The 23042-nt window shown below is 61.8% G+C and carries 18 protein-coding genes; 7 read left to right on the top strand and 11 right to left on the bottom strand.

Going from position 1 to position 23042, the window contains the following annotated elements; translation table 11 throughout:
* Positions 1 to 4: 4 nt before the first annotated feature.
* Together nirD and nirB are read right to left on the bottom strand one after the other, a co-directional pair.
* On the bottom strand, positions 5 to 427 hold the full coding sequence (gene nirD, locus AC1DU8_RS13870) for a nitrite reductase small subunit NirD (RefSeq protein ID WP_457279086.1): 423 nt from the start codon (positions 425 to 427) through the stop codon (positions 5 to 7).
* A 24-nt stretch (positions 428 to 451) separates the two neighbouring features.
* Positions 452 to 2887 carry a nitrite reductase large subunit NirB gene (gene nirB, locus AC1DU8_RS13865; protein ID WP_457279085.1) on the bottom strand — a complete coding sequence of 812 codons (2436 nt, stop codon included), beginning with the start codon at positions 2885 to 2887 and terminating at the stop codon, positions 452 to 454.
* A gap of 450 nt (positions 2888 to 3337) precedes the next feature.
* Between nirB and AC1DU8_RS13860 the strand changes: the two genes are divergently transcribed.
* Together AC1DU8_RS13860 and AC1DU8_RS13855 are read left to right on the top strand one after the other, a co-directional pair.
* On the top strand, positions 3338 to 4618 hold the full coding sequence (locus AC1DU8_RS13860; protein WP_477666383.1) for a type IV pili methyl-accepting chemotaxis transducer N-terminal domain-containing protein: 1281 nt from the start codon (positions 3338 to 3340) through the stop codon (positions 4616 to 4618).
* A 69-nt stretch (positions 4619 to 4687) separates the two neighbouring features.
* On the top strand, positions 4688 to 6436 hold the full coding sequence (locus AC1DU8_RS13855; RefSeq protein ID WP_477726877.1) for a bifunctional protein-serine/threonine kinase/phosphatase: 1749 nt from the start codon (positions 4688 to 4690) through the stop codon (positions 6434 to 6436).
* A gap of 718 nt (positions 6437 to 7154) precedes the next feature.
* Here AC1DU8_RS13855 and AC1DU8_RS13850 read toward each other — a convergent pair.
* From AC1DU8_RS13850 to AC1DU8_RS13815, 8 genes are all read right to left on the bottom strand, one after another.
* Positions 7155 to 8369 carry an MFS transporter gene (locus AC1DU8_RS13850; protein WP_457279081.1) on the bottom strand — a complete coding sequence of 405 codons (1215 nt, stop codon included), beginning with the start codon at positions 8367 to 8369 and terminating at the stop codon, positions 7155 to 7157.
* 186 nt (positions 8370 to 8555) lie between these two features.
* Positions 8556 to 9014 (bottom strand): chemotaxis protein CheX, encoded by a 459-nt coding sequence (locus AC1DU8_RS13845; RefSeq protein ID WP_431097274.1) that lies wholly within the window; start codon positions 9012 to 9014, stop codon positions 8556 to 8558.
* A 10-nt stretch (positions 9015 to 9024) separates the two neighbouring features.
* Positions 9025 to 9396 (bottom strand): response regulator transcription factor, encoded by a 372-nt coding sequence (locus AC1DU8_RS13840; RefSeq protein ID WP_457279080.1) that lies wholly within the window; start codon positions 9394 to 9396, stop codon positions 9025 to 9027.
* A 56-nt stretch (positions 9397 to 9452) separates the two neighbouring features.
* Positions 9453 to 11594 (bottom strand): ATP-binding protein, encoded by a 2142-nt coding sequence (locus AC1DU8_RS13835; protein ID WP_457279079.1) that lies wholly within the window; start codon positions 11592 to 11594, stop codon positions 9453 to 9455.
* A gap of 118 nt (positions 11595 to 11712) precedes the next feature.
* Positions 11713 to 12522, bottom strand: a complete 810-nt coding sequence (locus AC1DU8_RS13830) for an ABC transporter ATP-binding protein (protein WP_457279078.1) — start codon at positions 12520 to 12522, stop codon at positions 11713 to 11715.
* 28 nt (positions 12523 to 12550) lie between these two features.
* Positions 12551 to 13378, bottom strand: a complete 828-nt coding sequence (ntrB, locus tag AC1DU8_RS13825; RefSeq protein WP_457279077.1) for a nitrate ABC transporter permease — start codon at positions 13376 to 13378, stop codon at positions 12551 to 12553.
* A gap of 198 nt (positions 13379 to 13576) precedes the next feature.
* Positions 13577 to 14821, bottom strand: a complete 1245-nt coding sequence (locus tag AC1DU8_RS13820; RefSeq protein WP_457279076.1) for a CmpA/NrtA family ABC transporter substrate-binding protein — start codon at positions 14819 to 14821, stop codon at positions 13577 to 13579.
* 367 nt (positions 14822 to 15188) lie between these two features.
* Positions 15189 to 15821 carry an ANTAR domain-containing response regulator gene (locus AC1DU8_RS13815; protein ID WP_457279075.1) on the bottom strand — a complete coding sequence of 211 codons (633 nt, stop codon included), beginning with the start codon at positions 15819 to 15821 and terminating at the stop codon, positions 15189 to 15191.
* Positions 15822 to 16033: 212 nt separating this feature from the next.
* On the opposite strand from AC1DU8_RS13815, the gene tsaD reads away from it, so the two are divergent.
* Positions 16034 to 17077 (top strand): tRNA (adenosine(37)-N6)-threonylcarbamoyltransferase complex transferase subunit TsaD, encoded by a 1044-nt coding sequence (tsaD, locus tag AC1DU8_RS13810; protein ID WP_477667744.1) that lies wholly within the window; start codon positions 16034 to 16036, stop codon positions 17075 to 17077.
* A 97-nt stretch (positions 17078 to 17174) separates the two neighbouring features.
* Here tsaD and AC1DU8_RS13805 read toward each other — a convergent pair whose 3' ends face one another.
* Positions 17175 to 17576, bottom strand: a complete 402-nt coding sequence (locus tag AC1DU8_RS13805) for an Hsp20/alpha crystallin family protein (RefSeq protein WP_457279073.1) — start codon at positions 17574 to 17576, stop codon at positions 17175 to 17177.
* A gap of 141 nt (positions 17577 to 17717) precedes the next feature.
* On the opposite strand from AC1DU8_RS13805, the gene AC1DU8_RS13800 reads away from it, so the two are divergent.
* The 4 genes from AC1DU8_RS13800 to pnp all read left to right on the top strand — a co-directional run bounded on the left by AC1DU8_RS13800 (position 17718) and on the right by pnp (position 22988).
* Positions 17718 to 18995: a branched-chain amino acid ABC transporter substrate-binding protein gene (locus tag AC1DU8_RS13800; protein ID WP_477688865.1), complete on the top strand. Its 1278-nt coding sequence runs from the start codon at positions 17718 to 17720 to the stop codon at positions 18993 to 18995.
* A 55-nt stretch (positions 18996 to 19050) separates the two neighbouring features.
* A complete protein-coding gene (locus AC1DU8_RS13795; RefSeq protein ID WP_457279071.1) occupies positions 19051 to 20238 on the top strand; it encodes a pyridoxal phosphate-dependent aminotransferase in 1188 nt (395 codons plus the stop codon).
* Positions 20239 to 20383: 145 nt separating this feature from the next.
* Complete coding sequence (gene rpsO, locus AC1DU8_RS13790) at positions 20384 to 20650, top strand: 30S ribosomal protein S15 (protein WP_348046953.1); 267 nt, start codon at positions 20384 to 20386, stop codon at positions 20648 to 20650.
* A gap of 220 nt (positions 20651 to 20870) precedes the next feature.
* Positions 20871 to 22988, top strand: a complete 2118-nt coding sequence (pnp, locus tag AC1DU8_RS13785; RefSeq protein ID WP_457279070.1) for a polyribonucleotide nucleotidyltransferase — start codon at positions 20871 to 20873, stop codon at positions 22986 to 22988.
* The last annotated feature ends 54 nt before the right edge of the window (positions 22989 to 23042 follow it).

Genomic DNA, 23042 nt, shown 5'->3' with positions numbered 1-23042 from the left:
CGGCTTATGCCGTGTGAGGCGCCTGCACGCTGAAGCTTTCGTCGCCCAATGCGCCACTGGTTGCACCCGGGCCGGCGCGAGGGGGCTGCAAATCCAGCGCCAGCGTGTCCAGCTCGACAGCGTCCAGGAAGACCTGGCCTGTTTCTACCTTGCAGGTGAATTTGGGCGTGCAGCCTTCGTCGGGCTGCTTGGCGCAGCCGTCCGCCAGGCCTATGGTCCAGTTGTGCAGGGGACAGGCCACGCTGGTGCCGAACACGATGCCCTGCGACAGCGGGCCGCCCTTGTGCGGGCAGCGGTCCAGCAGCGCAAACACCTGGTCCTGGTCGTTGCGGAACACAGCCACATCAATACCCTTGGCGCGTGACACACGTCGCGAGCCGAGCACCGGAATGTCGGTGACCAGGCAGATTTTTTTCCATTCAGACATAGTGATCTCTCAAAATTCGGCCGGTCAGGCGGGTGTGAGTTTTTCAAACTGGCGGGCATCCACAGACGCTTCTTTCAGGTCGAACCAGGGGTCCGGTTCACCGTCCAGCGCAAACTGCAGCTGCTCCCACAGGGCTTTGCGGCCTTCGTGGTCTTCCAGGATTTTTTTCTTCACATAGTCCAGGCCGACGCGGTTGACGTAGTGCACCGTGCGCTCCAGGTACCAGCCTTCCTGGCGATAGAGCTCGCAGAAGGCACCGGTGTATTCGAGCACCTCGGCCGCGGTCTTGAGCTTGGTGAAGAAATGGGCCACTTCCGTCTTGATGCCGCCGTTGCCGGCGATGTACATCTCCCAGCCCGAGTCGACGCCGATGATGCCGACGTCCTTGATGCCGGACTCCGCGCAGTTGCGCGGGCAGCCGCTCACCGCAAACTTGACCTTGTGTGGTGCATACATGCGCCACATGGCGCGCTCCAGGTCCTTGCCCATTTGCGTGCTGTCCTGCGTGCCCATGCGGCACCATTCGCTGCCCACGCAGGTTTTCACCGTGCGCAGGGCCTTGGCGTAGGCGTGGCCCGAAGGCATGCCGATGTCTTTCCAGACGTTTTGCAGGTCTTCCTTTTTCACGCCCAGCAAGTCGATTCGCTGACCGCCTGTCACCTTGACGGTCGGGATCTTGTATTTGTCGACCGCGTCGGCAATGCGGCGCAACTCGCTGGCCGTGGTTTCGCCGCCCCACATGCGCGGGATGACGCTGTAGGTGCCGTCTTTCTGGATGTTGGCATGGCTGCGTTCGTTGATGAAGCGGCTTTGCGGGTCGTCCTTGGCCTGTTTGGGCCAGGTGCTGATCAGGTAGTAGTTGACGGCCGGGCGGCAGGTGGCGCAGCCGTTGGGTGTCTTCCAGTCCAGGAACTTGAAGGTGTCGGAGATGCTGAGCAGCTTGTTGGCGCGTATGGCGTCGCGCACCGCCTGGTGACCGTGGTCGGTGCAGGCGCACATGGCCTTGAGCTTGGGCGTGGCCGAGTAGTCGCCGCCGGCGGTGAACATGAGAATCTGCTCGACCAGCCCGGTGCAGGAGCCGCAGGAGGCGCTGGCCTTGGTGTGCTTGCGCACTTCGTCAAGCGTGAAAAGGCCTTTTTCCTTGATGGCCTTGCAGATGGTGCCCTTGTTGACACCATTGCAGCCGCAGACTTCCGCATCGTCGGCCATCAGCGCCGCCTTGTTTTGGCCTTCGTGGCCGGCGTCGCCGAGGTTGGACTCTCCGAAAATCAGCTTGTCGCGGATGTCGCTGACATTGCGGCCGTCACGCAGCAGCTTGAAGTAATAGCTGCCGTCCACGGTGTCGCCGTAAAGGCAGGCGCCGATGAGTTTGTCGTCCTTGATGACGAGTTTTTTGTAGACGCCGCCGAAGGGGTCGCTCATCACGATTTCTTCAGCGCCGTTGCCGCCCATGAATTCGCCGGCGCTGAAAAGGTCGATGCCGGTGACTTTCAGTTTGGTTGACGTGAGCGAACCGGAATAGCGGCCTATGCCGAACTGCGCCAGGTGGTTGGCTGCAACCTTGGCCTGTTCGAACAGCGGGGCCACGAGGCCGTAGGCAATGCCGCGGTGGGCTGCGCATTCGCCGACCGAGTAGATGCGCGCATCGGTGACGGTCTGCATGGTGTCGTTGACCACGATGCCCTTGTTGCAGTGCAGGCGCATGGATTCCGCGAGCTGTGTGTTCGGCCGGATGCCGACCGCCATGACCACGAGGTCAGTGGCCACTTCCGTGCCATCCTTGAATTTGATCGAGGTCACGCGGCCGTCTTCACCACCCACCAGTTCCTGCGTCTGCGCGCCGATCATGAACTTGAGGCCGCGGTCTTCCAGGGATTTTTGCAGCAGCTTGCCCGCCACGTCGTCAAGCTGGCGCTCCATCAGCCAGGGCATGACGTGCACCACGGTGACTTCCATGCCGCGCAGCATCAGGCCGTTGGCCGCTTCCAGGCCCAGCAGGCCGCCGCCGATGACCACCGCTTTTTTGTACTTCTGGGCTGTGGCGATCATCTCGTTGGTGTCGGCGATGTCGCGGTAGGCAATCACGCCCTTGAGGTCTTTGCCGGGCACGGGCAGGATGAAGGGGTTGGAGCCGGTGCACATCAGCAGGCGGTCGTATTCCTCTTCGGTGCCGTCTTCGGCGCGGACCACGCGCTTGATGCGGTCCACTTCAACCACTTTTTTGCCGGCATGCAGCGTAATGTGGTTGTCCTTGTACCAGTCCCAGCTGTTCAGCACGATTTCGTCGAGCGTCTGCTCACCGGCCAGCACGGGGCTGAGCAGGATGCGGTTGTAGTTGGGATGGGGCTCGGCGCCGAAGACTGTAATGTCGTAGAGGTCGGGGGCGACCTTGAGCAGCTCCTCAAGGGTGCGAACGCCGGCCATGCCATTGCCGACCATCACCAGTTTTGATTTTTTCATGGGGCTACTCCAGATTGATTCGATGTCATGTTCAAGGTCCAATGTGCAAGCGTCATGCCACGGCGAACGCGGCAGCAGATGGGCAACGGGCGGGCTGGGCGCGGTGAATGGCCTCGGCGCCAGGATGAGGCACAGCAACGCAGCGGTAGTTCGCCAACACCAGCGGATCTGTCTGATTTGTCAAAAATTGAGTGGAAATCATGATGCTCTCTCCCGGAAACAGGGATCCGGGCTGTCAACCCGGTATGAGGCACACCATTACGCACGTCGTTGTGCGCAGAACCCGCAGTGCATTCGCTAAGGTTGGGCGCGTCGTTACGCCCGCTGCAAATGACGCAAGACTTGTGCCATATCATTGGGATTCGCAGCTTTCCCGGCACCGGCGTGGCGGTGGCATGGCCTGCGACTTGCGAACTGTGTCGCTGTTCCCCGCTTAACCTCTTGATTTGTATGACCTCCGCATTGGTAAACCTGAACGGCCCTGGTGGCGCACATCCCCTGGTTTCAGACCTGGTGGCAGCTGGTATCCAGGTACTGGGGCCTGTGGATGAGCGCAGCAAACTGGTGCAGGAAGTGCTTCGGCAAGCACCCGATGTGGTGATTTGCCATGACCCGCTTCCGGGTGATGAGCTTTTCAAGGTGCTGCAGCTGGTGGCTGACACGGCGCCGTGTCCAGTCATTGTTTTCACCAGCGACACAGACGCGGGAAAGATCACACGGGCCACCGAGGTGGGGGTTCATGCCTATGTGGTCAACGGTTATGGTGCGCAGCGCCTGCGGCCCCTCATTCACCTCGCCAAGGCGCGTTTTACCCGCGAGCAGGCCCTGCGTGCCCAGGTGCAGGAGGCCGCCAGCCGGCTTGAAGAGCGCAAGGCGGTGGACCGGGCCAAAGGTATTTTGATGCGGGCCCGGCAGATGTCGGACGACGACGCTTTCCACATTTTGCGGACCGCCTCCATGCATACCAACCAGCGGCTGGGGCAGGTGTCGGAGCACATCATCCATTCGGCGCGCTTCGCCGAGGATGTCAACCGTTCCGGTCAGTTGCGCATGTTGTCGCAGCGGCTGGTCAAGCTTGCCCTGCTGCAGCTTGCGGGGGTGCAGGCCGCCCGGGCCAAAGAGCTGCTGAAAGAGTCGGTGCTGCGCATCGACGCCAACCTGGTTTCGCTGGGGAAAAGCCTTTCGCAGCCCACATTTGGAGACCTGCTCGGGCAGGTGTCCATTACCTGGGGGCGGCTCAAGATTGCCTTGCAGGACACGCCCACCGCTGGCAGCATGGCTCACCTGGATGAACTGGCAGACCTGCTTTTGCAGGATGCCGAGCGCATGACCAGCAGCCTGGAGAGCGCCGGCGCAATGCCTCCCTTGCAGATGCTGAACCTGGCTGGCCGGCAGCGCATGCTGAGCCAGCGTTTTGCCAAATATGCCCTGCTCAGGGCCACGGGTGGCAAGGCAACGCTGGCCCGCAGCGAGGCCGGCATGGCCGAGTCCCAGGCGGCATTCGAGCAGGCCTTGCAATACCTGAACGACATTCCGCTGACCAGCAAGGACATCCGCCTGTCGCTGGACCGGGCGGCCATCAGCTGGCAGCACATGCGCGAGGGCGCGCTTGCCATGGACAAAGATCCCCGGCGCCTGGAGGGTCTGGCGACGGCCAGCGAAGACCTCCTCGACGTCTTTGAGCAGCTGTCGGCCCAGTACGAACACAGCATGCAAATGCTGGTGGGCTAGGGCCTGCATGCCAGTCATGCATTGTTGCGATGCACCAAATTCGGGCATTAAACTTGCTTATCTTGGTGCATGGCATTTGATCTGGACATTGGCTTCGCTTCATTGGCGGGCCGCAAGAACACCAACGAAGACTTTTGCGCTGCGATGCTGCCCGAGGCGGGGCAGGAGGGTATGGGTTCCATCGTGGCGATTGCTGATGGCGTGAGCACAGGCGGCATGGGCCGGGAGGCGGCGCAGACCACCGTGACCAGCCTGGTCCGTGACTACTACGGCACGCCCGAAACGTGGGACACCACCGTGGCCCTGGACCGCATCATCGGGGCGCAAAACGCCTGGCTGGCGGGTATCAACCAGCGCCGCAGTCCGGCCATGGGCCTGACCACCCTCACGGCGCTGGTACTGCGCGGGCAGTCGTACACGCTTGCGCATGTCGGCGATTCGCGGGCCTATTTGCTGCGCGGCGGCAAAACCCAGCAGCTCACGCACGACCATGCAGTCAATCACCCGGACTTTCGGCACCAGTTGCTGCGTTCGGTGGGGGCCGAGGACCATGTGGTGGTGGACTACATGCAGGGTGACCTGCAGGTCGGCGACGTTTTTGTGTTGCTGACGGACGGCGTGCACGGCGTGGTGCGTGACGCGCGGCTGCAGGGCTTTGCCGATCTTGAGGAGCCTGGAGGTGCCCAGCTTGCAAGCCAGAACCTCGTCGAGGCGGCCCTGGCGGCCGGCAGCAACGACAACGTGACGGCCGTGGTGGTGCGGGTGCGCGGTTTGCTCGACGCAACACTGCAGGACGTCAACCGCATTGCGCAGACCCTGCCCATCCCGACCCGCCTGAAGGTGGGCGATGTGATGGACGGCCTGAGCGTGACGGCGCCGGTGGCCGACAACGGCATCAATGTGCTGTATCAGGTGCGCGATCCCGCTACACGGGTGCTGTATGCCCTCAAGACGCTGCACTCGTCGAGGTCGCATGACGAAGAAGAGCGTGCCATGCTGGCTCACGAGGCCTGGCTGGCCATGCGCATGCAGTCGGGCCGGGCGGCGGAGCATCTGGTCAACCTTCATGAGCGCCTGCCGGGCGGGCAAGAGCGCAGTGCGTTTTACCTGCTGTATGACTGGCACAGCGGCGAGACACTTCAGCAGCAGCTTGACCGCCGCCACAAGTTCAGCGTGGAGCAGCTGCTGGGCGTGGCCACCCAGGCCGCGCGGGCCTTGGGCCGGCTGCACCGGCAGTGCGTCATTCATCGCGACATCAAGCCGGCCAACCTCCATCAGGGCGAAGATGGCGTGCTGCGGCTGCTGGACCTCGGCGTGGCATTGAGCGGGCGCGAGCCCGAAGCGATGCGAAAGCTGCACGCCGGCACGCCCAGTTTTATCAATCCCGAGCAATGGGGCTTCAGCGCAAGCAGCACAGATGGGCCGGAGGAGCTGCCCGATGCGCAAAGCGATTTGTTCGCTCTGGGTGTGACGCTGTACCAGTTGCTGACCGCGCGCCTGCCGTATGGCGAGGTGCTGCCCTACCAGGCCGGCCGGTATTACCGCGACCCGGTGGCACCCAGCCGCATCAACCCCGAAGTGCCGATCTGGCTGGACCACATCGTGCTCAAGGCCGTGGCGCGCGACAAGCGCCGGCGTTTTGAAACCGCCGAAGAGCTGCTGCTGGCGTTGGAGCGGGGCGCCTCGCGGCCGCTGACGGCACCGCAGGCCACGCCTTTGATTCAGCGGGATCCTGTGGTGTTGTGGAAGCTGCTGCTGGGTGTGAGTGTGCTGGTCAATGTGTTGCTGATTTACTGGCTGCTGTTTTTGCCTCGGTAGGGTGGTTGAGTATTGAATTGACTTCTGGGGCAATGGGGACGGGCGCCAGCAGCTATTGAATTGATAGCGGCCTTTTTTTGGGGTTGTTGTTGGTTTGATGGAGGCGCTCTCGTCTGAATCCTGCTGGCCGGGGGTTGCCCGGCATGCAACTCACTTTTCTTTGCTTCGCCAAAGAAAAGTAAGCAAAAGAAAGGCGACCCTGGTTCCTGCGTCCCTGCGCTTCGCTGCGGGCAACCTGCGGTGCTCGGTCCAGCCGGGGTCAAAAACAACTCGCTTCGCTCAAACAAGTTTTTGCCCTGATCCGTCTGGCCCTGCGCTCCTCGGCGCATCCACAAGGGGTGGGGGAAGGAATGCCGAACAGCCAACAGCCGAATACCGGAACCCGAATACCTGAAGAAACAAGGACACGCCATGGCGTGTCCTTGTTGGCATTGGAGTTGGTATTAGTTTTCAGTCCCCGCTCCCGATTGCCCCTTCTGTATGCGCCGAGGAGCGCAGGTTCAGGCGGATCAGGGATCGCGATTGTCTGAGCGAAGTGCAACGTAGCGAGTTCGAGCGAGACCCCGCCTGAACCGAGCACCGCAGGTTGCCCGCAGCGAAGCGGAGGGACGCAGACAGCAGGGTCGCCTTTTCTTTGGTGACTTTCTTTTGGCGACGCAAAAGAAAGTTACTTGCCGCCGGGCAACCCCGGCCAGCGGCCTCAGCTAAAGGCCCATCCTCAAGCAGTCCTCGCCCGTCCACCTTTCTCCGCCCAGGTCCGTGTCCACCGGATCTGCATCACCCGCAGCATCACCAGCATGCCCAGCGACAAGGCTGCAAAGAAGAAGAACCCCCACATGTAAGTGCCCGCATACTGCTTGGAAATACCCATGGCATTGGGCACCAGGCCGCCGCCCAGTGCGCCGATTTCCCCAATCATGGAGCCGGCCACCGCGGTGGCCAGGGGCCAGCGCAGCGGTACCAGCTGGAAAAGGGCGCCATTGCCTGCACCCAGTGCGGCAAAGCACAGCATGACCAGCAAGGTGGTGGCCACGAGGGATTTGCTGGCCAGCCCGCATGCCACGAGTGTGACGGCGATGGTGAGCAGTACGACGCTCAAGGTGTTCACGCCGCCCCAGCGGTCCGAGATCCAGCCGCCGAAGATGCGCAGCGCCGCGCCCATGAAAGCTGCCAGCATGGACAACTGGCCTGCCTGCACCTTGCTGACACCGAACTGGTCGTAGTAGTAGGAAGGCAAAAACGTCGCCAGCCCGATGAAGCCGCCGAAACTCACGGCGTAGATCAGGCTGAAGGCCCAGCCGTCTTTTTCAAACAGGCAGGCCACGTGTTCGCGCAGTGTGGCGTGGCTGTCCACATCGTCGGGTTCTTTGGCAAAAAGAATCATCGCGATCATCGGCAGCAGCATGGCTACGGCGGCAATGCCGTAGACCGACTGCCAGCCGAAGCGCTGCGCCAGCGCCGGCGCGACAAGCACGGAGACAGCGGTGCCCACGTTGCCCGCACCGACCAGACCCATGGCCAAGCCCTTGTAGCGGGGAGGGAAGGAGCCCGAACCCAGGCTGAGCGCTACGCCGAAACTGGCGCCGGCAATGCCCAACAGCACGCCCATGGCCAGCAGGCTGCTGTAGGAGTCAACCACGAAGTAGCCGAACAGCAGCGCCACCATGATCAGGCCCATTTCGACCAGCGTGGCATTTTTGCGGCCAATGTATTGCGCCAGCACGCCCAGCGGAAAGCGCATCAGCGCGCCGGCGAAGATGGGAACCGACAGCATCACGCCTTTTTCTGTGGGCGAGAGCTTGTAGGTTTCCGAAATGAAAGGCGCCATGGCGCCGTTCATGACCCAGATGCAGCACGAAAACGCGAAGTAGAAAAACGCTGCACCCAGTGTGGGCGCGTGGCCAGCCTTGAGAAAATTACGAAACCCCGCCATGGTGCAAGCTCTTTCTGTGAAGATGGTTGATTCACAGAAACAGTGCGAAAAGCATGCCAACTTGGGGCATGCAAAACGCACCCTTGCAGCGCAATTTAGGGGTGTTGGCCTGATTTTTTTGGTGCGCCGCACAAATAACGTGCACGCGGCCTCAAGAGAGGTTGCGTGTAGCGCTGGGTGTGCGGTTCAGTTTTTGCGGTCCATGTCGACGCAGACCATCGCCGCGTAGTGGTTCCAGCGCAAGGTGATCACGTAGGGGCGCTTGCGTACCCGGGCCTTCATGCCCTGCGCGCCCTGCAGCTTGATCGGCACTGAAATCTGCAGCTCGGACCCCAAAGCCTTGCGTGCATTGCCTGCCAGGGTGTTGGCGATTTCACCCACCGCGTCAAGCAGGTTGCCATCGCTGAGGTCAGTCTCATGCTGGAGCAGCAAAATTTCCCGCACCAGTTTCCCCGGCATGGACACCACCACATGTCCGTTGTGGCTTCCCGAGAAGGTGACGATGCCGTTGAATTCAAAGGCTTCGATATCTCCCGTGCCGAGATAGGCCGAGGTGATCTGCGGTTCCTGTCGGGTCGTGATCTTGAGGTAATGCCGGATGGAATCGACAAAGAGCTTGAGGTCGTTTTCGTTCAGTGTGGCCATCGCAGTGTCCTTAGCGCACGTCTGCAACGTCGAGCAGTGCAATCTGCAGCTCTTCGTCGGTAAAGGGTTTGGCAACGAATCCGCGGGCGCCCAGCTTGAGTGCCTGGATGGCTGTCGATTTGTCGCTGAGCGCGCTGACCACCAGTATCTTGATGGACGGGTCGAACTTCAGCAATGCGGTGATGCATTCAATGCCGTCCATCTCGGGCATGGTCAGGTCCATGGTGACGACCTCGGGGCGGGTTGCCCGGGCCAGCCGCACGGCTTCGAGGCCGTTCTTGGCCAGGCCTGCGAGCACCACGCCCTTGATGCCGCCGTTTTGCACCACTCTCGAAATCCGGGTCCGGATCATGTTGGAGTCGTCAACAATCAGCAGTCGCATGGAGAAGCTCCTGTGTGGGGTTTGTGATGGCCATTGCTGGATTGCTTCAGGAAAATTCAGGAAAAAGAAACCTTGAATTCGGTGTGCTGGCCGGGCGTGCTGGACAACAGCAGGCGCGCCCCCAGCTGCTGCACGTTGGTCTGCACCAGGTCCAGGCCCACGCCGCGGCCTGCGTGGCGGGAGGTGGCACCGGCCGTGGAAAAGCCCGGCTTGAAAATATGCGCAACGATCTGCTGCTCGCTGAAGCTTTGCAGCTGCTCAGGCGTATACCAGCCCAGTTCAAGCAGACGGCGGCGAACGTCGGCCGCATTCAGGCCCGCGCCATCGTCGCGCACGCTGAGCTGCCACTGGCCGTCTTCGTTCCGGGTGAGGTTGACGGCAATCCGCCCGGCCTCCGCTTTGCCCGCAGCGCGCCGCACGGAGGGCGCCTCCACGCCGTGCACCACGGCGTTACGCAGAAGCTGGATGGCGATTTCGCGCAGCAGGTTCATCTTGTCGGCCGGCATGTCCTGGGCACTGCCCATACGCACCTCGGCATCCACGCGTTTGCCGCAGTCGGTGCCGACCTCGTTCGCCAGCTGGGTTAGCACGGCGTTCAGTCCTTGCGATGCGGAACCGTCCGGGGCGGGCGCCGTGTCACCGCCTGAGCGCTTCTGGCCCAGCGCCTTGAAGGCGCCGACCTTGGCCAGCAGGTCCTCGAGCGGCAAAGGCAGGGCCAGCAGAGCGTCGCCGGTGGCGGCGCCGTTGTCCTTGAGCTTTTGCAACTCGCTTTCGAACTGATGGGCCAGTGTGGCCAGGATTTCCAGTCCGAGCGATGCTGCGTCGCCCTTGAAGGCGTGGATGCGGCGGTAGGCGCCGTCCACAGCTTTGAGCACCTGGACTTCCGAGGCGGCCGATGAAGTGCTTCGCAGCAGGTCGTTGACTTCCAGCAGGGACGCTTCAGCCCGCTCGACAAAGGCGCGCATCATGGCCGGCTCCGTCTCGAAAGCCTTGAGCATCATGGACAGCTCTTTTTGCGAGCGCTGGCGTTCGCCGGTCAACCGGGCCTGCAACTCGACCTTTTGCGTGATGTCCTGTACGGTGACCAGCAGGTGCCGCACCGTGGCGCCGTCCTGCACCCGGTTGAAATGGAAAGAAAGATAGCGCTTGGTGTCCTGGCCCAGCCGGTTCCTGACGGTGAGTTCCACTTCCGACAGCGGGTTGATGCCCTGGATCAGCTGCTCCTTGACGTGTGGAGAGAACAGCAACTCGACATAGTCCCGCGCATCGGTCAATGCCTTGTCGGAAACCAGGGTGGACAGCTGGTAGAAAAAGTTTTGCCCCGGTGCCAGTGTTTTGCCGAACAGTGCATGGGTCGAGCGGGACAACTGGGAGCCGAGCTGGTGCTGGGGTGTCAGCAGGAACAGGCCTTCGCGCACGCTGGCGAGAATTTCCCGGTTTTCTTCGGTGGCAGCTTCAATCGCGGCGTCTGAAGTTTTCAGGCGGCGCAGGAACTTGAACAGAATGAAGGCGAAATTCAGCAGTGCCAGCACGATGCCGACGGTTTGCACCATGCGCAGTACGCTGGCGCGCGAGGCGCCGATCTGCTGCGTTTCCGTGACGAAGTCGTTGGCAACGCCCAGCAGTTTGATGTTGTTGGCCTGGCTATAGGCCAGCGCGGCAGCCAGTTCCGTCTGCGTGAAGCCGTCGCCGGCAAGCAGGGGCTGGAGCAGCTCGAAATAGGGCTTCCACAGCGCATCCACCTTGTCCTCCAGCTCGCGGCCCCGGCTGGACACCACGGGCTCCAGGTACACCGGTTTGCCGTCGCCGCCGGGAATGGTGCCGCCTTCGCGGAATGCGACATGGGAGGCCTGGAAGATCTTTGCGCCTGAACGCAGCTCGGCCAGTGTCTCGGGCTTGTAAGGCGTGCCCGCCACCCGCATGGCGTCGAGTTCGAGCAGGGTGCGTGCGACACGCTGCGAAACATAGCGCTGGCGGCCGGAAAGGTTGATGGCCACGGTGTCCTGGTCGATCTTGAACGAGGTGTAGAAGTTCAGGACCAGCACCCCCAGGTCAAACAGCAGGAAAAGCGCGACCGCGATGATGATTTCACGGTACTTCCCGAGCGAGGCGAGGCCGCTCGAGCGCGCAGGCCGTGTGCTGGCCGGTGCGCCATGGGCGATTCTGCCGGCGCCGGGGATTGGCAAAACTGCAGACATTGGAAACCTCCTGCTTGGTTGTTTAGTCGCGGGCCACCGCAGAACCGGCTTTGCCGGGCTGCTGGTGGCGCCCCCTCGAGGGGGAGGCGCCAAAGGCGCTTCGGGGGCGAGTCTTTACTCAGGCTGCTTTTTCGACGTGACCCTGGCGGGTGTAAAGGAAATCGATCACGGCTTTGCGGTAACCCAGGTAGCGGATGTCTTCGGCCAGCGCCACGCGGGAACGCGGGCGGGGCAGTTCCACCGGCAGCACTTCGCCGATCGTGGCGGCGGGACCGTTGGTCATCATCACAATGCGGTCGCTCAGCAGCACGGCTTCGTCGACGTCATGGGTCACCATGACCACCGTGCTTTGCGTGGTGGCGACGATTTGCAGCAGTTCGTCCTGCAGCTTGGCGCGGGTCAGGGCGTCAAGGGCGCCGAAAGGCTCGTCCAGCAGCAACACCTTGGGTTCCATCGACAGCGCGCGTGCAATGCCGACGCGTTGCTTCATGCCGCCCGAAATCTCGCCGGGACGTTTTTGCGCAGCCGGCGTCAGTCCGACCATGGCCAGTGCGGCGTCGGTGCGGGCCTTGAGTTGCGCCTTGCTTTCGGTGGCTGAGAACACGCGCTCGACAGCGAGGTAGACATTTTCAAAGCAGGTGAGCCAGGGCAGCAGCGAATGGTTCTGGAATACGACAGCGCGCTCGGGGCCGGGTCCGGCAATCTCGCGGTTGGCGCACAGCAGGCTGCCCTCTGTCGGCGTGGTCAGGCCGGCAATCAGGTTGAGCAGCGTGGATTTGCCGCAGCCTGAATGGCCGATCAGTGTGACGAACTCGCCTTTGGCGACCGTGAGGTTGATGTGCTGCAGTGCGCAGAACGGCCCCTTTTTTGTCTTGAAGGTTTGCTCGACGCCCTGGATTTCGATGTATTTGGTGGTGAAGGATGTCATGGCTTGGTTCTCCTTTTGTTCGAGCGGTTCAGTTCTTGACTTCTTCAAACGTGAAGGCTGTGGCGAGCTTGATCAAGGCGAACTCCAGCACCAGGCCGACGATGCCGATCACGAAGATCGCGATGATGATGTTCTTGACGTTGAGGTTGTTCCACTCGTCCCAGACCCAGAAGCCGATGCCGACGCCGCCGGTCAGCATCTCTGCCGCCACGATCACCAGCCAGGCGGTGCCGACAGCCAGACGAACGCCGGTCAGCATGTAGGGCAGCACGGCAGGAAAGAGAATCTTGGTCACTATCTTCCACTCGCTGAGGTTGAGCACGCGAGCCACGTTCATGTAGTCCTGGGGCACGCGTTGCACACCTACAGCCGTGTTGATGATCATGGGCCAGATGGAGCAGATGAAGATGGTCCAGATGGCGGCCGGGTTGGCGCCCTTGAAGACCAGCAGACCAATCGGCAACCAGGCCAGCGGCGACACCGGGCGCAAGAGGCTGATCAGCGGGTTGAACATGCGGCTCAAAAAATTGAAACGGCCGATCATGAAGCCGACCGGTATGCCGACGACAGCCGCCATGCCGAAGCCCATGGCCACGCGCTTGAGTGACGACAGCACGTTCCAGCCCACACCCTGGTCATTCGGCCCCTTGCTGTAGAACGGATCACTGAAGATCTGCACCGCCTGCACAAAGGTGTCTTTGGGCGAGGGAATGCTGCCGGCCGTGCCCATGAAAACAAGCTCCCAGATCAGCACCAGCAAACCCAGGCCCAGGAGGGGGGGCAGGACGCTGAGCCAGAGCCAGGAGGCATCGCCGGATGGCTTGGTGATGGGGGTGGGTTTTGTTGGAGCGTTCATGCTGTTTTGGGCTGTAGCGCCCGTTGGATGAGCGCCACCAGCTATCGAATTGATAGCGGCAGCATCTCTGGGCCTTTCGTTGCTGCGGCTTGCCGGGGTTGCCGCCTCCAGCGGGTTGTGAAATACGGCACTGACCATGGCGTCACCTCTTTACGTAGGAAGGTTGGGTGGGGTGTAGCGTGGATATCGCGTGGGTGTTCAGGCGTGAACCTTGAAACTGTCGGCGTATTTTTTCGGGTCCTTGCCGTCCCACACGGTGCCGTCCATCAGCTTGCTGCTGCGCATGATGTCTTTGGGAACGCTGGCCTTGGCCGCCGTGGCTGCCTGCTTGTAGACGTCGATGTGGTTGATTTGCTTGGCAATGCCCAGGTAGTCTGGATGGTCCTTGATCAGGCCCCAGCGCTTGTGCTGTGTGAGGAACCACATGCCGTCGGACAGGTAAGGGAAGCTCACCGCACCGTCGTTGTAGAACTTCATGTAGTTCGGGTCGTCCCAGGTCTTGCCCATGCCGTTCTGGTAGCGGCCCAGGATGCGCTGGTTGATGGCGTCCACGCTGGTGTTGACGTAGCTCTTGTCGGCCACGGTCTCGGCCATCTTGTTTTTGTTGGAGAGGCTGGCGTCAATCCACTTGCCGGCTTCGATGATGGCGGCGGTCACGGCACGCGCGGTGTTGGGGTATTTCTTGACGAAGTCGGCGGTGGTGCCTAGTACTTTTTCTGGGTGGTCCTTCCAGACGTCCTGGGTGGTCACGGCGGTCACGCCGATGCCGTCGATGATGGCGCGGTGGCCCCAAGGCTCGCCCACGCAGAAGCCGTCCATGTTGCCCACGCGCATGTTGGCCACCATCTGCGGCGGCGGCACGGTAATCACTTTGGCGTCCTTCATCGGGTTGATGCCGTTGGCGGCCAGCCAGTAATAAAGCCACATGGCGTGCGTGCCGGTGGGGAAGGTCTGGGCGAAGGTGTATTCGCGCTTGTCGGTCGCCATGAGCTTGGCCAGGCCCGCGCCGTCAACCGCGCCTTTGTCGGCGAGTTTTTTGGACAGCGTGATGGCCTGGCCGTTGTTGTTGAGCGTCATCAGCACAGCCATGTCTTTCTTGGGGCCTGCCGTGCCCATGTGCACGCCGTAGACCAGGCCGTAGAGCACGTGGGCGAAGTCCAGCTCGCCGTTGACGAGCTTGTCGCGCACACCGGCCCAGCTGGCTTCTTTGGTCGGGATGATCTTGACGCCATATTTCTGGTCAATGCCCAGCACCGAGGCCATGACCACGGAGGCGCAGTCGGTCAGCGGTATGAAGCCGATCTTCACTTCCTTCTTCTCCGGCGCGTCGGAGCCCTGGGCGTACACGGCAGCGCGCAGGGCGGGGTTGATGCCCACGGCGCCTACGGCCGCGGCCTGCAGCACGGTGCGGCGTGTCAGCGAAGATTTCAGCAGTTCAGTCATGTTGGCGGCTCCTGATAGTTAAAAACGAAAGACAAAACAAAAAAGGCGCTCGACCCGGGCAACACGTTGAACGTGATGCGGGGTGCGAACGCCTTTGTTCCTTGGGGGCACCACACACTTCGCCATTGAAGTGCTGTGCCGGTCGGCCATCTTTGACCAGTGCCTAGGGCATTGCAAAAGCTGTGCCAGGGTTGGCGGGTGTCGTTAGGACGCGGTGGTTTTGAGAGTGGGTGCGCCCAGTTATGCGAGCCATGTGAAGTGCGCTGTGGGCAGTTGCGGGGCGGGATGACGCAGGGTTGCAGGTTGATGTTTGCACCGTATTTGTGCGCTGCACCAATTGAGGGTTTATTGAGGCCTGGCCGGCGATTCAGCCCAGCAGGTCCAGGGCGTCCAGCATGCGCTGGGCTACTTCGCCTAGGCGCAGGCCCTTGTCCATGGCGGCCTTGCGCAGCTTTTCGTAAGCGGCCTGCTCAGACAATCCCTGGCGCTGCATCAGCATGCCTTTGGCCCGGTCTATGACTTTTCGGTCATGCAGCTCTGTTTTGGCATGGGCCAGTTCTTTGCGCAGGCCCTGTTCGTGTTCAAAGCGCGCCATGGCCACATCCAGGATGGGGCGGATTCGATCCGGGGAGAGGCCGGCCACCACATAGGCCGACACGCCGGCGGCGACGGCATCCTTCACGTGGCTGGTGTCGTTGTCGTTGGTGAACAGCACGATGGGCCGGCGGGCGTCCCGCGTTGCCATGACCACATGCTCCAGCGAATCGCGGGCCTCACTTTCGGCGTCCACGATGATCATGTCGGGTTGCAGTTGCGCCAGGCGCTCGTCCAGGAAGGTATCGGCCGGGAGCACCGCGACAATGTTGTAACCGTTTTCCAGCAGGCCGATACGCAGCTGGCGCGAGCGCTCGGCCAGTTCCCGCGCATGGGCGTCATCGGACACGGACTCCAGCAGATCCGGGGCGATGATGACAAGGCGCAGGGATTGGGACGGTGTCATGTGCGTAGTCGTGCAAGAAACGTGCCCCCACAGTCGTTCACTGCGTGTAACTCCCGAGGCCTTGCTGGCCGCAGCTCACGAGACGTTTCGCCTCTGTCGCCCGTCCAAGCCTGCACAGGCAGGCTTGGAGCCGCGGGCTCCAGCCCCTCGGGGACCGCCCGCCTGCAGCCCCAGTTGATGTGAGGAGTTACCTCAAACCTTACACTTGGACGATGCTAGTTCTAGGAATCGAATCGAGTTGCGATGAAACCGGTGTGGCGCTGGTGGATGCCAGCGGCGGCGGAGTGCCGCGCCTGCTGTCGCACGCCTTGTTTAGCCAGATAGACATGCACCAGGCGTATGGCGGTGTGGTGCCCGAGCTGGCCAGCCGGGACCATATCCGGCGCGTCTTGCCCTTGACACATCAGGTCATGGCAGAGGCGGGAAGCAGCCTTGCACAGGTAGATGTGGTGGCTTATACGCGCGGCCCTGGGCTTGCAGGTGCGTTGCTGGTGGGGGCGGGTGTGGCCTGCTCGCTGGCGGCGGCGCTGGGCAAGCCGGCCATGGGTGTGCATCACCTGGAAGGGCATTTGCTGTCGCCTTTTTTGAGTGCCGACCCGCCTGAATTTCCTTTTGTGGCGCTACTGGTATCCGGCGGGCATACCCAATTGATGCGCGTGGACCGTGTGGGAAGTTATGAATTGCTGGGTGAAACCATTGACGATGCGGCGGGTGAGGCCTTTGACAAGTCGGCCAAGCTGATGGGCCTGCCTTATCCAGGAGGGCCACATCTGTCGAAGCTGGCTGAGGGCGGTGACGGCGCGGCCTTTAAGTTGCCGCGACCCTTGCTGCACAGCGGCGATCTTGATTTTTCCTTTGCCGGGCTCAAAACCGCGGTGCTAACGCAGGCCAAAAAACTGGGGCCGGATCTGGAAAGCCGCAAAGCCGATCTGGCCGCGTCTACGCAGGCGGCCATCGTTGAAGTGCTGGTGAAAAAATCACTCGCAGCCATGACGCAAACCGGGTTGAAGCGCCTGGTGGTGGCTGGCGGCGTGGGCGCCAATGCGCTGCTGCGCAGCCAACTTGATGCCGTGTGCAAACAGCGAGGCATCCGCGTGCATTACCCCGAGCTGCATTTATGCACCGACAACGGCGCCATGATCGCCCTGGCGGCTGGCATGCGCCTGCAAGCCGGGCTTGAAACGCTTCAGCGCGACTACACGTTTGATGTGAAGCCGCGCTGGAGTTTGACCCCCACGGTCGCTCGCGCCGCGTAGCTCCCTGCCCCCCGAGGGGGCCGCTGCGCCTGCGGCCCGGCAAAGCCGGTTCTGCGGCCCTGGCTGGCAGGGACGGCTACCCGGCTTTGGTCGGTGGCTACTGGATGTCGAGGTGGGTGACGTTGCTGACAGGGACTTTTTTGCCCAGTGTCAGGGTCAACACGCCGTTTTCCAGTTTGGCGCTGCTGTTGGCGGTATCGATTTCCAGCGGGAAGCGCCATGCGGCCTTGATCTTGCGGGGTGCGTCTTCCTTGCTGGAGACACGAACCACGTCGCCTTCAATGCCGATATCCAGTTGTTCGCGGGCCAGGCCGGGAACGTCGAATTGCAGGGTATAGGCCTTCTCGAGGTCTTCCACGTTGGCAGCCTTGGCGGCGCCGGTGTCAGACAGCGACGAGAAGGTATCGTTGAGGAATTTTTCCAGGGCGCCGTTGCTCACGACGGGTGCGTAGTGGCGTTGAAAGGCACGGGCAGGGCGATGGGCGAGAGAGTAAAACATGGCTATTCCTTGATGGATGAACAAGGGGTGTTTTCCCCTTACACTGCGCGGCGCTCACCGTGATTGCCGCTTGCACCCCAGTTAGGTGTGCAAGCGGTTTATTCAAGCCAAATCAGGCAAAAGACCAGGGTCTATTTTTTTATGCAGAAACACTTGAAACGCTTCCTCATGGCCCTATGTCTTTGCGCCTCGGCGGCGGCGTTCGCGCAGACCGCAAGCCAGCCGCCTGTGCCGGCACCTGTTCGTATTGCGCTGATCGAAAGCCTGTCAGGCGCATTCGCCAATACCGGCGAAGCGGTGTTCCGAAACCTCGTCTGGGCCACTGAGCGCGTCAATGCCCGTGGCGGTGTGAAGCTGGCAGGCGGCCCGCGCAACCTGGTCGTTGAGCGCTACGACAGCAAGGGCCAGAACGAAGAGGCGCTGGCGGCATTGCGCTCGGCGATCGACGACGGCGTGACCATCGTTGCACAGGGCAATTCCTCCGCGATTGCGGCTGTGCTGATCGACGCCATCAACAAGCACAACGAACGTGAGCCGAACAAGCGCGTGCTGTTTCTCAACTACTCGGCGGTCGACCCGATCCTGACGAATGAAAAGTGCAGCTACTGGCATTTCCGCTTTGATGCGCATGCAGACATGCGCATGGCCGCGCTCATGGATGTGCTCCGGGACGACAAGGCGCTCAAAAGCATTTACCTGATCGGCCAGGACTACAGTTTCGGGCAGGCCGTGCTGCGCGAGGCGCGCAAGCAACTGGGTGCGCAGCGACCCGACGTGCAGATCGTGGGCGACGAGTTGCACGCGCTGGGCCGTGTCAAGGACTTCATTCCCTATGCCGCGAAGATCAAGGCCAGCGGAGCGCAGGCAGTGCTTACGGGCAACTGGGGTAACGACCTGACGCTGTTGATCAAGGCGGCAAGGGAAGTCGGTTACGAGGGCAAGTTCTATACCTTCTACGGCAACGCGCTGGGCGTGCCGGGCGCGCTGGGCGATGCCGGCGTAGGCAAGGTGATCGCGGTGGCCGACTGGTTCCCGAATGAGGCGGGCGTGCAGTCCGAAGCCTTCTACCAGTCCTTCCGCCAGCGCTTTCCCAAGCCTCAGGACGACTATGTGCACATGCGCATGCAGCTGATGATTGAGGCCCTGGCCCAAAGCCTTGACAAAGCGGGCAGTGCTGACGCCGGCGCGGTGGCGGCGCAGCTTGAGCGCAGTACGGTCACTTTTGCGGGCCACAAAGGCGCGATGCGCTCGGCCGACCACCAGTTCCAGCAGCCGCTGCTGGTGGCGTTGATGGGCAAGCAGGGTTCGCCGGGTGTGAAATTTGACGTGGAGGGTTCCGGCTACGGTTTTCGCGTCATCAAGACTATTTCGCCCGAAAAGGCCGAGCAGCCCAACAGCTGCAAGATGGTCCGGCCTTGAGTTCAAATTGGCTGATTGAATAATTGATTGAAGCCGGCAGGCGGACGGACTATCCATGAGAAAAACTGTTTTAGATCTTGAAGAATCGATGATCCGCCAGGTGGCCAACGCGGGTATGGGGCGCGATGACGTCCTCAAGTTCTGGTTTGGCGAGAGCGATGAGGTCACGCCCGCGTTTATCCGCGATGCGGCGGCTGCATCGTTGCAGCAGGGCGAGACTTTTTATGCGCAAAACCTGGGCTTGCCAGAGCTGCGGGAGGCTATTGCCAATTACGCGACGGGCCTGCGCTGTGCGGGGGCCGCGCCGATCACGGCCGAGCGCATCGCTGTGACTTCCGGCGGCGTCAATGCGCTAATGCTGGCGGTGCAGGCGCTGGTGGATGCCGGCGACGAAGTTGTGGCCGTGACGCCTGTCTGGCCCAACCTGACGGCCCAGCCGGCCATCATGGGCGCGCAGGTCAAATGCGTCAGCCTCAAGCCGGTGGCAGGCGAGTGGCGGCTTGATGTGGCCGAGCTACTGGCCGCCATCACGCCGAAAACCAAACTACTCATCGTCAACGCGCCCAACAATCCCACTGGCTGGACGCTGTCGCGCGCCGAGCAGGAGGCCATCCTGGCGCATTGCCGCAAGACCGGGACCTGGATCCTGGCGGACGAGGTCTATGAACGGCTTTATTACGAGGCCACCCCTAACGGTTGCGCCCCCAGTTTTCTGGATATCGCCGCGCCCGAGGATCGACTGGTGGTCGTTCACAGCTTTTCCAAGAGCTTTTTGATGACCGGGTGGCGCCTGGGCTGGCTGGTGATGCCGGCTGCCATGACGCCACACATGGGCAAGCTGGTGGAGTTCAACACCTCCTGCGCGCCGGTGTTCGTGCAGCGGGCCGGGCTGGTGGCCATCGAACGCACGGCCGATATCACGCCCCGGGTGGTTGCCCATCTGAAAACCTGCCGCGACACTTTGGTGCCGCTGCTGCAGGCCGTGCCGGGCGTGCAGTTGGCGCCGGCCAAAGGCGGCATGTACGCCTTTTTCAGGCTGGAAGACCAGGCGCGCTTTGGGGACTCGCTGGAGACGGCCAAACGCCTGGTCGTGGAGGCCGGGCTGGGTCTGGCGCCCGGCAATGCCTTCATGGTCAACCCAGGCCCGGAGGCCCAGGGCTGGCTGCGCTGGTGTTTCGCCAGCCAGGACGTGGACAGGCTTGGGCAGGGGGTGGGGCGCCTGAGGCGCTGGCTTGGGCTATAATCCAAGGCTCTGCGCAAATTGAGGCCCCAGATAGAAGTTTTAGGGGCCTTTTCATGCCGGAACACGACGAAAGCGGTTTATTCAACTCCCATGTCGGGAACGCTGCTTCGCTCGCAAGCGCACCTCGGTGCAAGAAAGAGAAAACATGATTGCAAAATCAATCAAGGCCGAAATCGTTCAGGCCAACGCACGTGCCGCCGGCGACACCGGCAGCCCTGAAGTTCAAGTGGCGCTGCTGACCGGCCGCATCAACGAACTGACCCCCCATTTCAAGGCCAACGCCAAGGATCACCATGGCCGCCGCGGTCTGCTGCGCATGGTGAGCCGCCGCCGCAAGCTGCTGGACTACCTGAAGTCCAAAGATGCCGAACGTTACACCGCGCTGATCGCCAAGCTTGGCCTGCGCAAGTAATCGGTAACAACGATTTGAAAGCGCCTGAGTTAGTTCACTAGCTCAGGCGCTTTTTACTTCGGAGCAAGGCAAAACGAGCACGCGCTGTGTCATTCCACAAGAAAAGCCCTGGTCAGGCCTCTGATCCCAGGCATTTTGTGGAATGGCATCGTGTTCAGCCAGCCGCCGCTCCGGGCCTCCCGCACTGCCTCAAGTGCGTGAATTTAGTGGAGATAAGAACATGAGCATTTTCAACAAAGTCACCAAGTCTTTCCAATGGGGCCAGCACAAAGTCACGATGGAAACCGGCGAAATCGCACGCCAGTCCAGCGGCGCCGTCATCGTTGATATGGACGGCACCGTGGTGCTGGCCACCGTGGTTGCCAAGACCGATGCCAAGCCCGGCCAGGATTTCTTCCCCCTGACGGTTGACTACCTTGAGAAAACCTACGCCGCCGGCCGCATTCCCGGCAGCTTCTTCAAGCGCGAAGGCCGCCCCAGCGAATTCGAAACGCTGACCTCCCGCCTGATCGACCGCCCGATTCGCCCGCTCTTCCCCGAAGGCTTCTTCAACGAAGTGCAGGTCGTGATCCACGTGCTGTCGTTGAACCCTGAAGTGGAAGGCGACATCCCCGCGCTGATCGCTTCGAGCGCCGCCTTGTCGATCTCCGGCATCCCGTTCAACGGCCCCATCGGCGCCGCCCGCGTTGCTTACATCGACGGCCAATACGTTCTGAACCCCGGCAAGACTCAGCTCAAGGATTCGAAGATGGACCTCGTCGTGGCCGGCACTGAAGCCGCCGTGCTGATGGTCGAGTCCGAAGCCCAGCAACTGTCCGAAGAAATCATGCTCGGCGCCGTAGTGTTCGGCCATGAGCAAGGCAACATCGCCATCAACGCGATCCACGAACTCGTGCGCGACGCCGGCAAGCCGGTCTGGGACTGGAAAGCTCCCGCCAAGAACGAACCGCTGATCGCCAGGGTGAACGAACTGGCCGGCGCCAAGCTGCAAGCCGCGTACCAGATCCGCGCCAAGCAAGCCCGTACGCAAGCCTGCCGCGTGGTGACTTCCGAGGTGATGGCCGCACTGAAGGCTGACGGCGTTGAATTCGACGGCGTGGCCGTTGAAGGCATGCTGTTCGACATCGAAGCCAAGATCGTTCGCAGCCAGATCCTGGCCGGCGAGCCCCGTATCGACGGCCGCGACACACGCACCGTGCGCGCGATTGAAATCCGCAACAGCGTGCTGCCACGCACCCACGGTTCGGCCCTCTTCACGCGTGGCGAAACCCAGGCGTTGGTCGTGACCACACTGGGTACCGAGCGCGACGCTCAGCGCATCGACGCACTGTCGGGTGACTACGAAGACCGCTTCATGCTGCACTACAACATGCCTCCGTTCGCCACCGGCGAAACCGGCCGTGTTGGTTCGCCAAAACGCCGCGAGATTGGTCATGGGCGGCTTGCGAAGCGCGCGCTGATCGCCGTGCTGCCCACAAAGGAAGAATTCCCGTACACCATGCGTGTGGTGTCTGAGATCACCGAGTCCAATGGCTCCTCGTCGATGGCTTCGGTTTGCGGCGGCTGCCTGTCGCTGATGGACGCCGGCGTGCCGATGAAAGCCCACGTGGCCGGTATCGCCATGGGCCTGATCAAGGAAGACAACCGCTTTGCCGTGCTGACCGACATCCTGGGTGATGAAGATCACCTGGGCGACATGGACTTCAAGGTTGCGGGTACCACCTTCGGTATCACCGCGCTGCAGATGGACATCAAGATCCAGGGCATCACCAAGGAAATCATGCAGGTCGCACTGGCCCAGGCCAAGGAAGCCCGCATGCACATCCTGGGCAAGATGCAGGAAGCCATGGGTGAAGCCAAGGCCGAAGTCTCCGACTTCGCGCCGCGCCTCTATGTGATGAAGATCAATCCCGAGAAGATCCGCGACGTGATCGGCAAGGGCGGCGCCGTCATCCGCGCGCTGACCGAAGAAACCGGCACGCAGATCAACATCGAAGAAGACGGCACCATCACCATCGCGTCCAATGACAGCGCTAAGGCCGACGAAGCCAAACGCCGCATCGCCGAGATCACCGCAGAAGTCGAAATCGGCAAGGTCTACGAAGGCCCGGTCACCAAGATCCTGGACTTCGGTGCACTGATCAACCTGCTGCCCGGCAAGGACGGCCTGCTGCACATCAGCCAGATCGCCCACGAGCGTGTTGAAAAAGTCACCGACTACCTGAGCGAAGGCCAGATCGTCAAGGTGAAGGTTCTTGAGACCGACGAAAAAGGCCGTGTCAAGCTGTCGATGAAGGCCCTGCTGGACCGTCCGGCCCAGGACCAGGACCGGGGCTGATCAATATTTGCTATTGATTTTGTAGCTGCTTACGCTCTTGTACAGAGGGCTGGT

This window comes from Polaromonas sp. P3_A5, from assembly GCF_056403055.1.
Note: the sequence above shows the minus strand (reverse complement) of the source record. Positions and strands in the feature narration are given on the sequence as shown.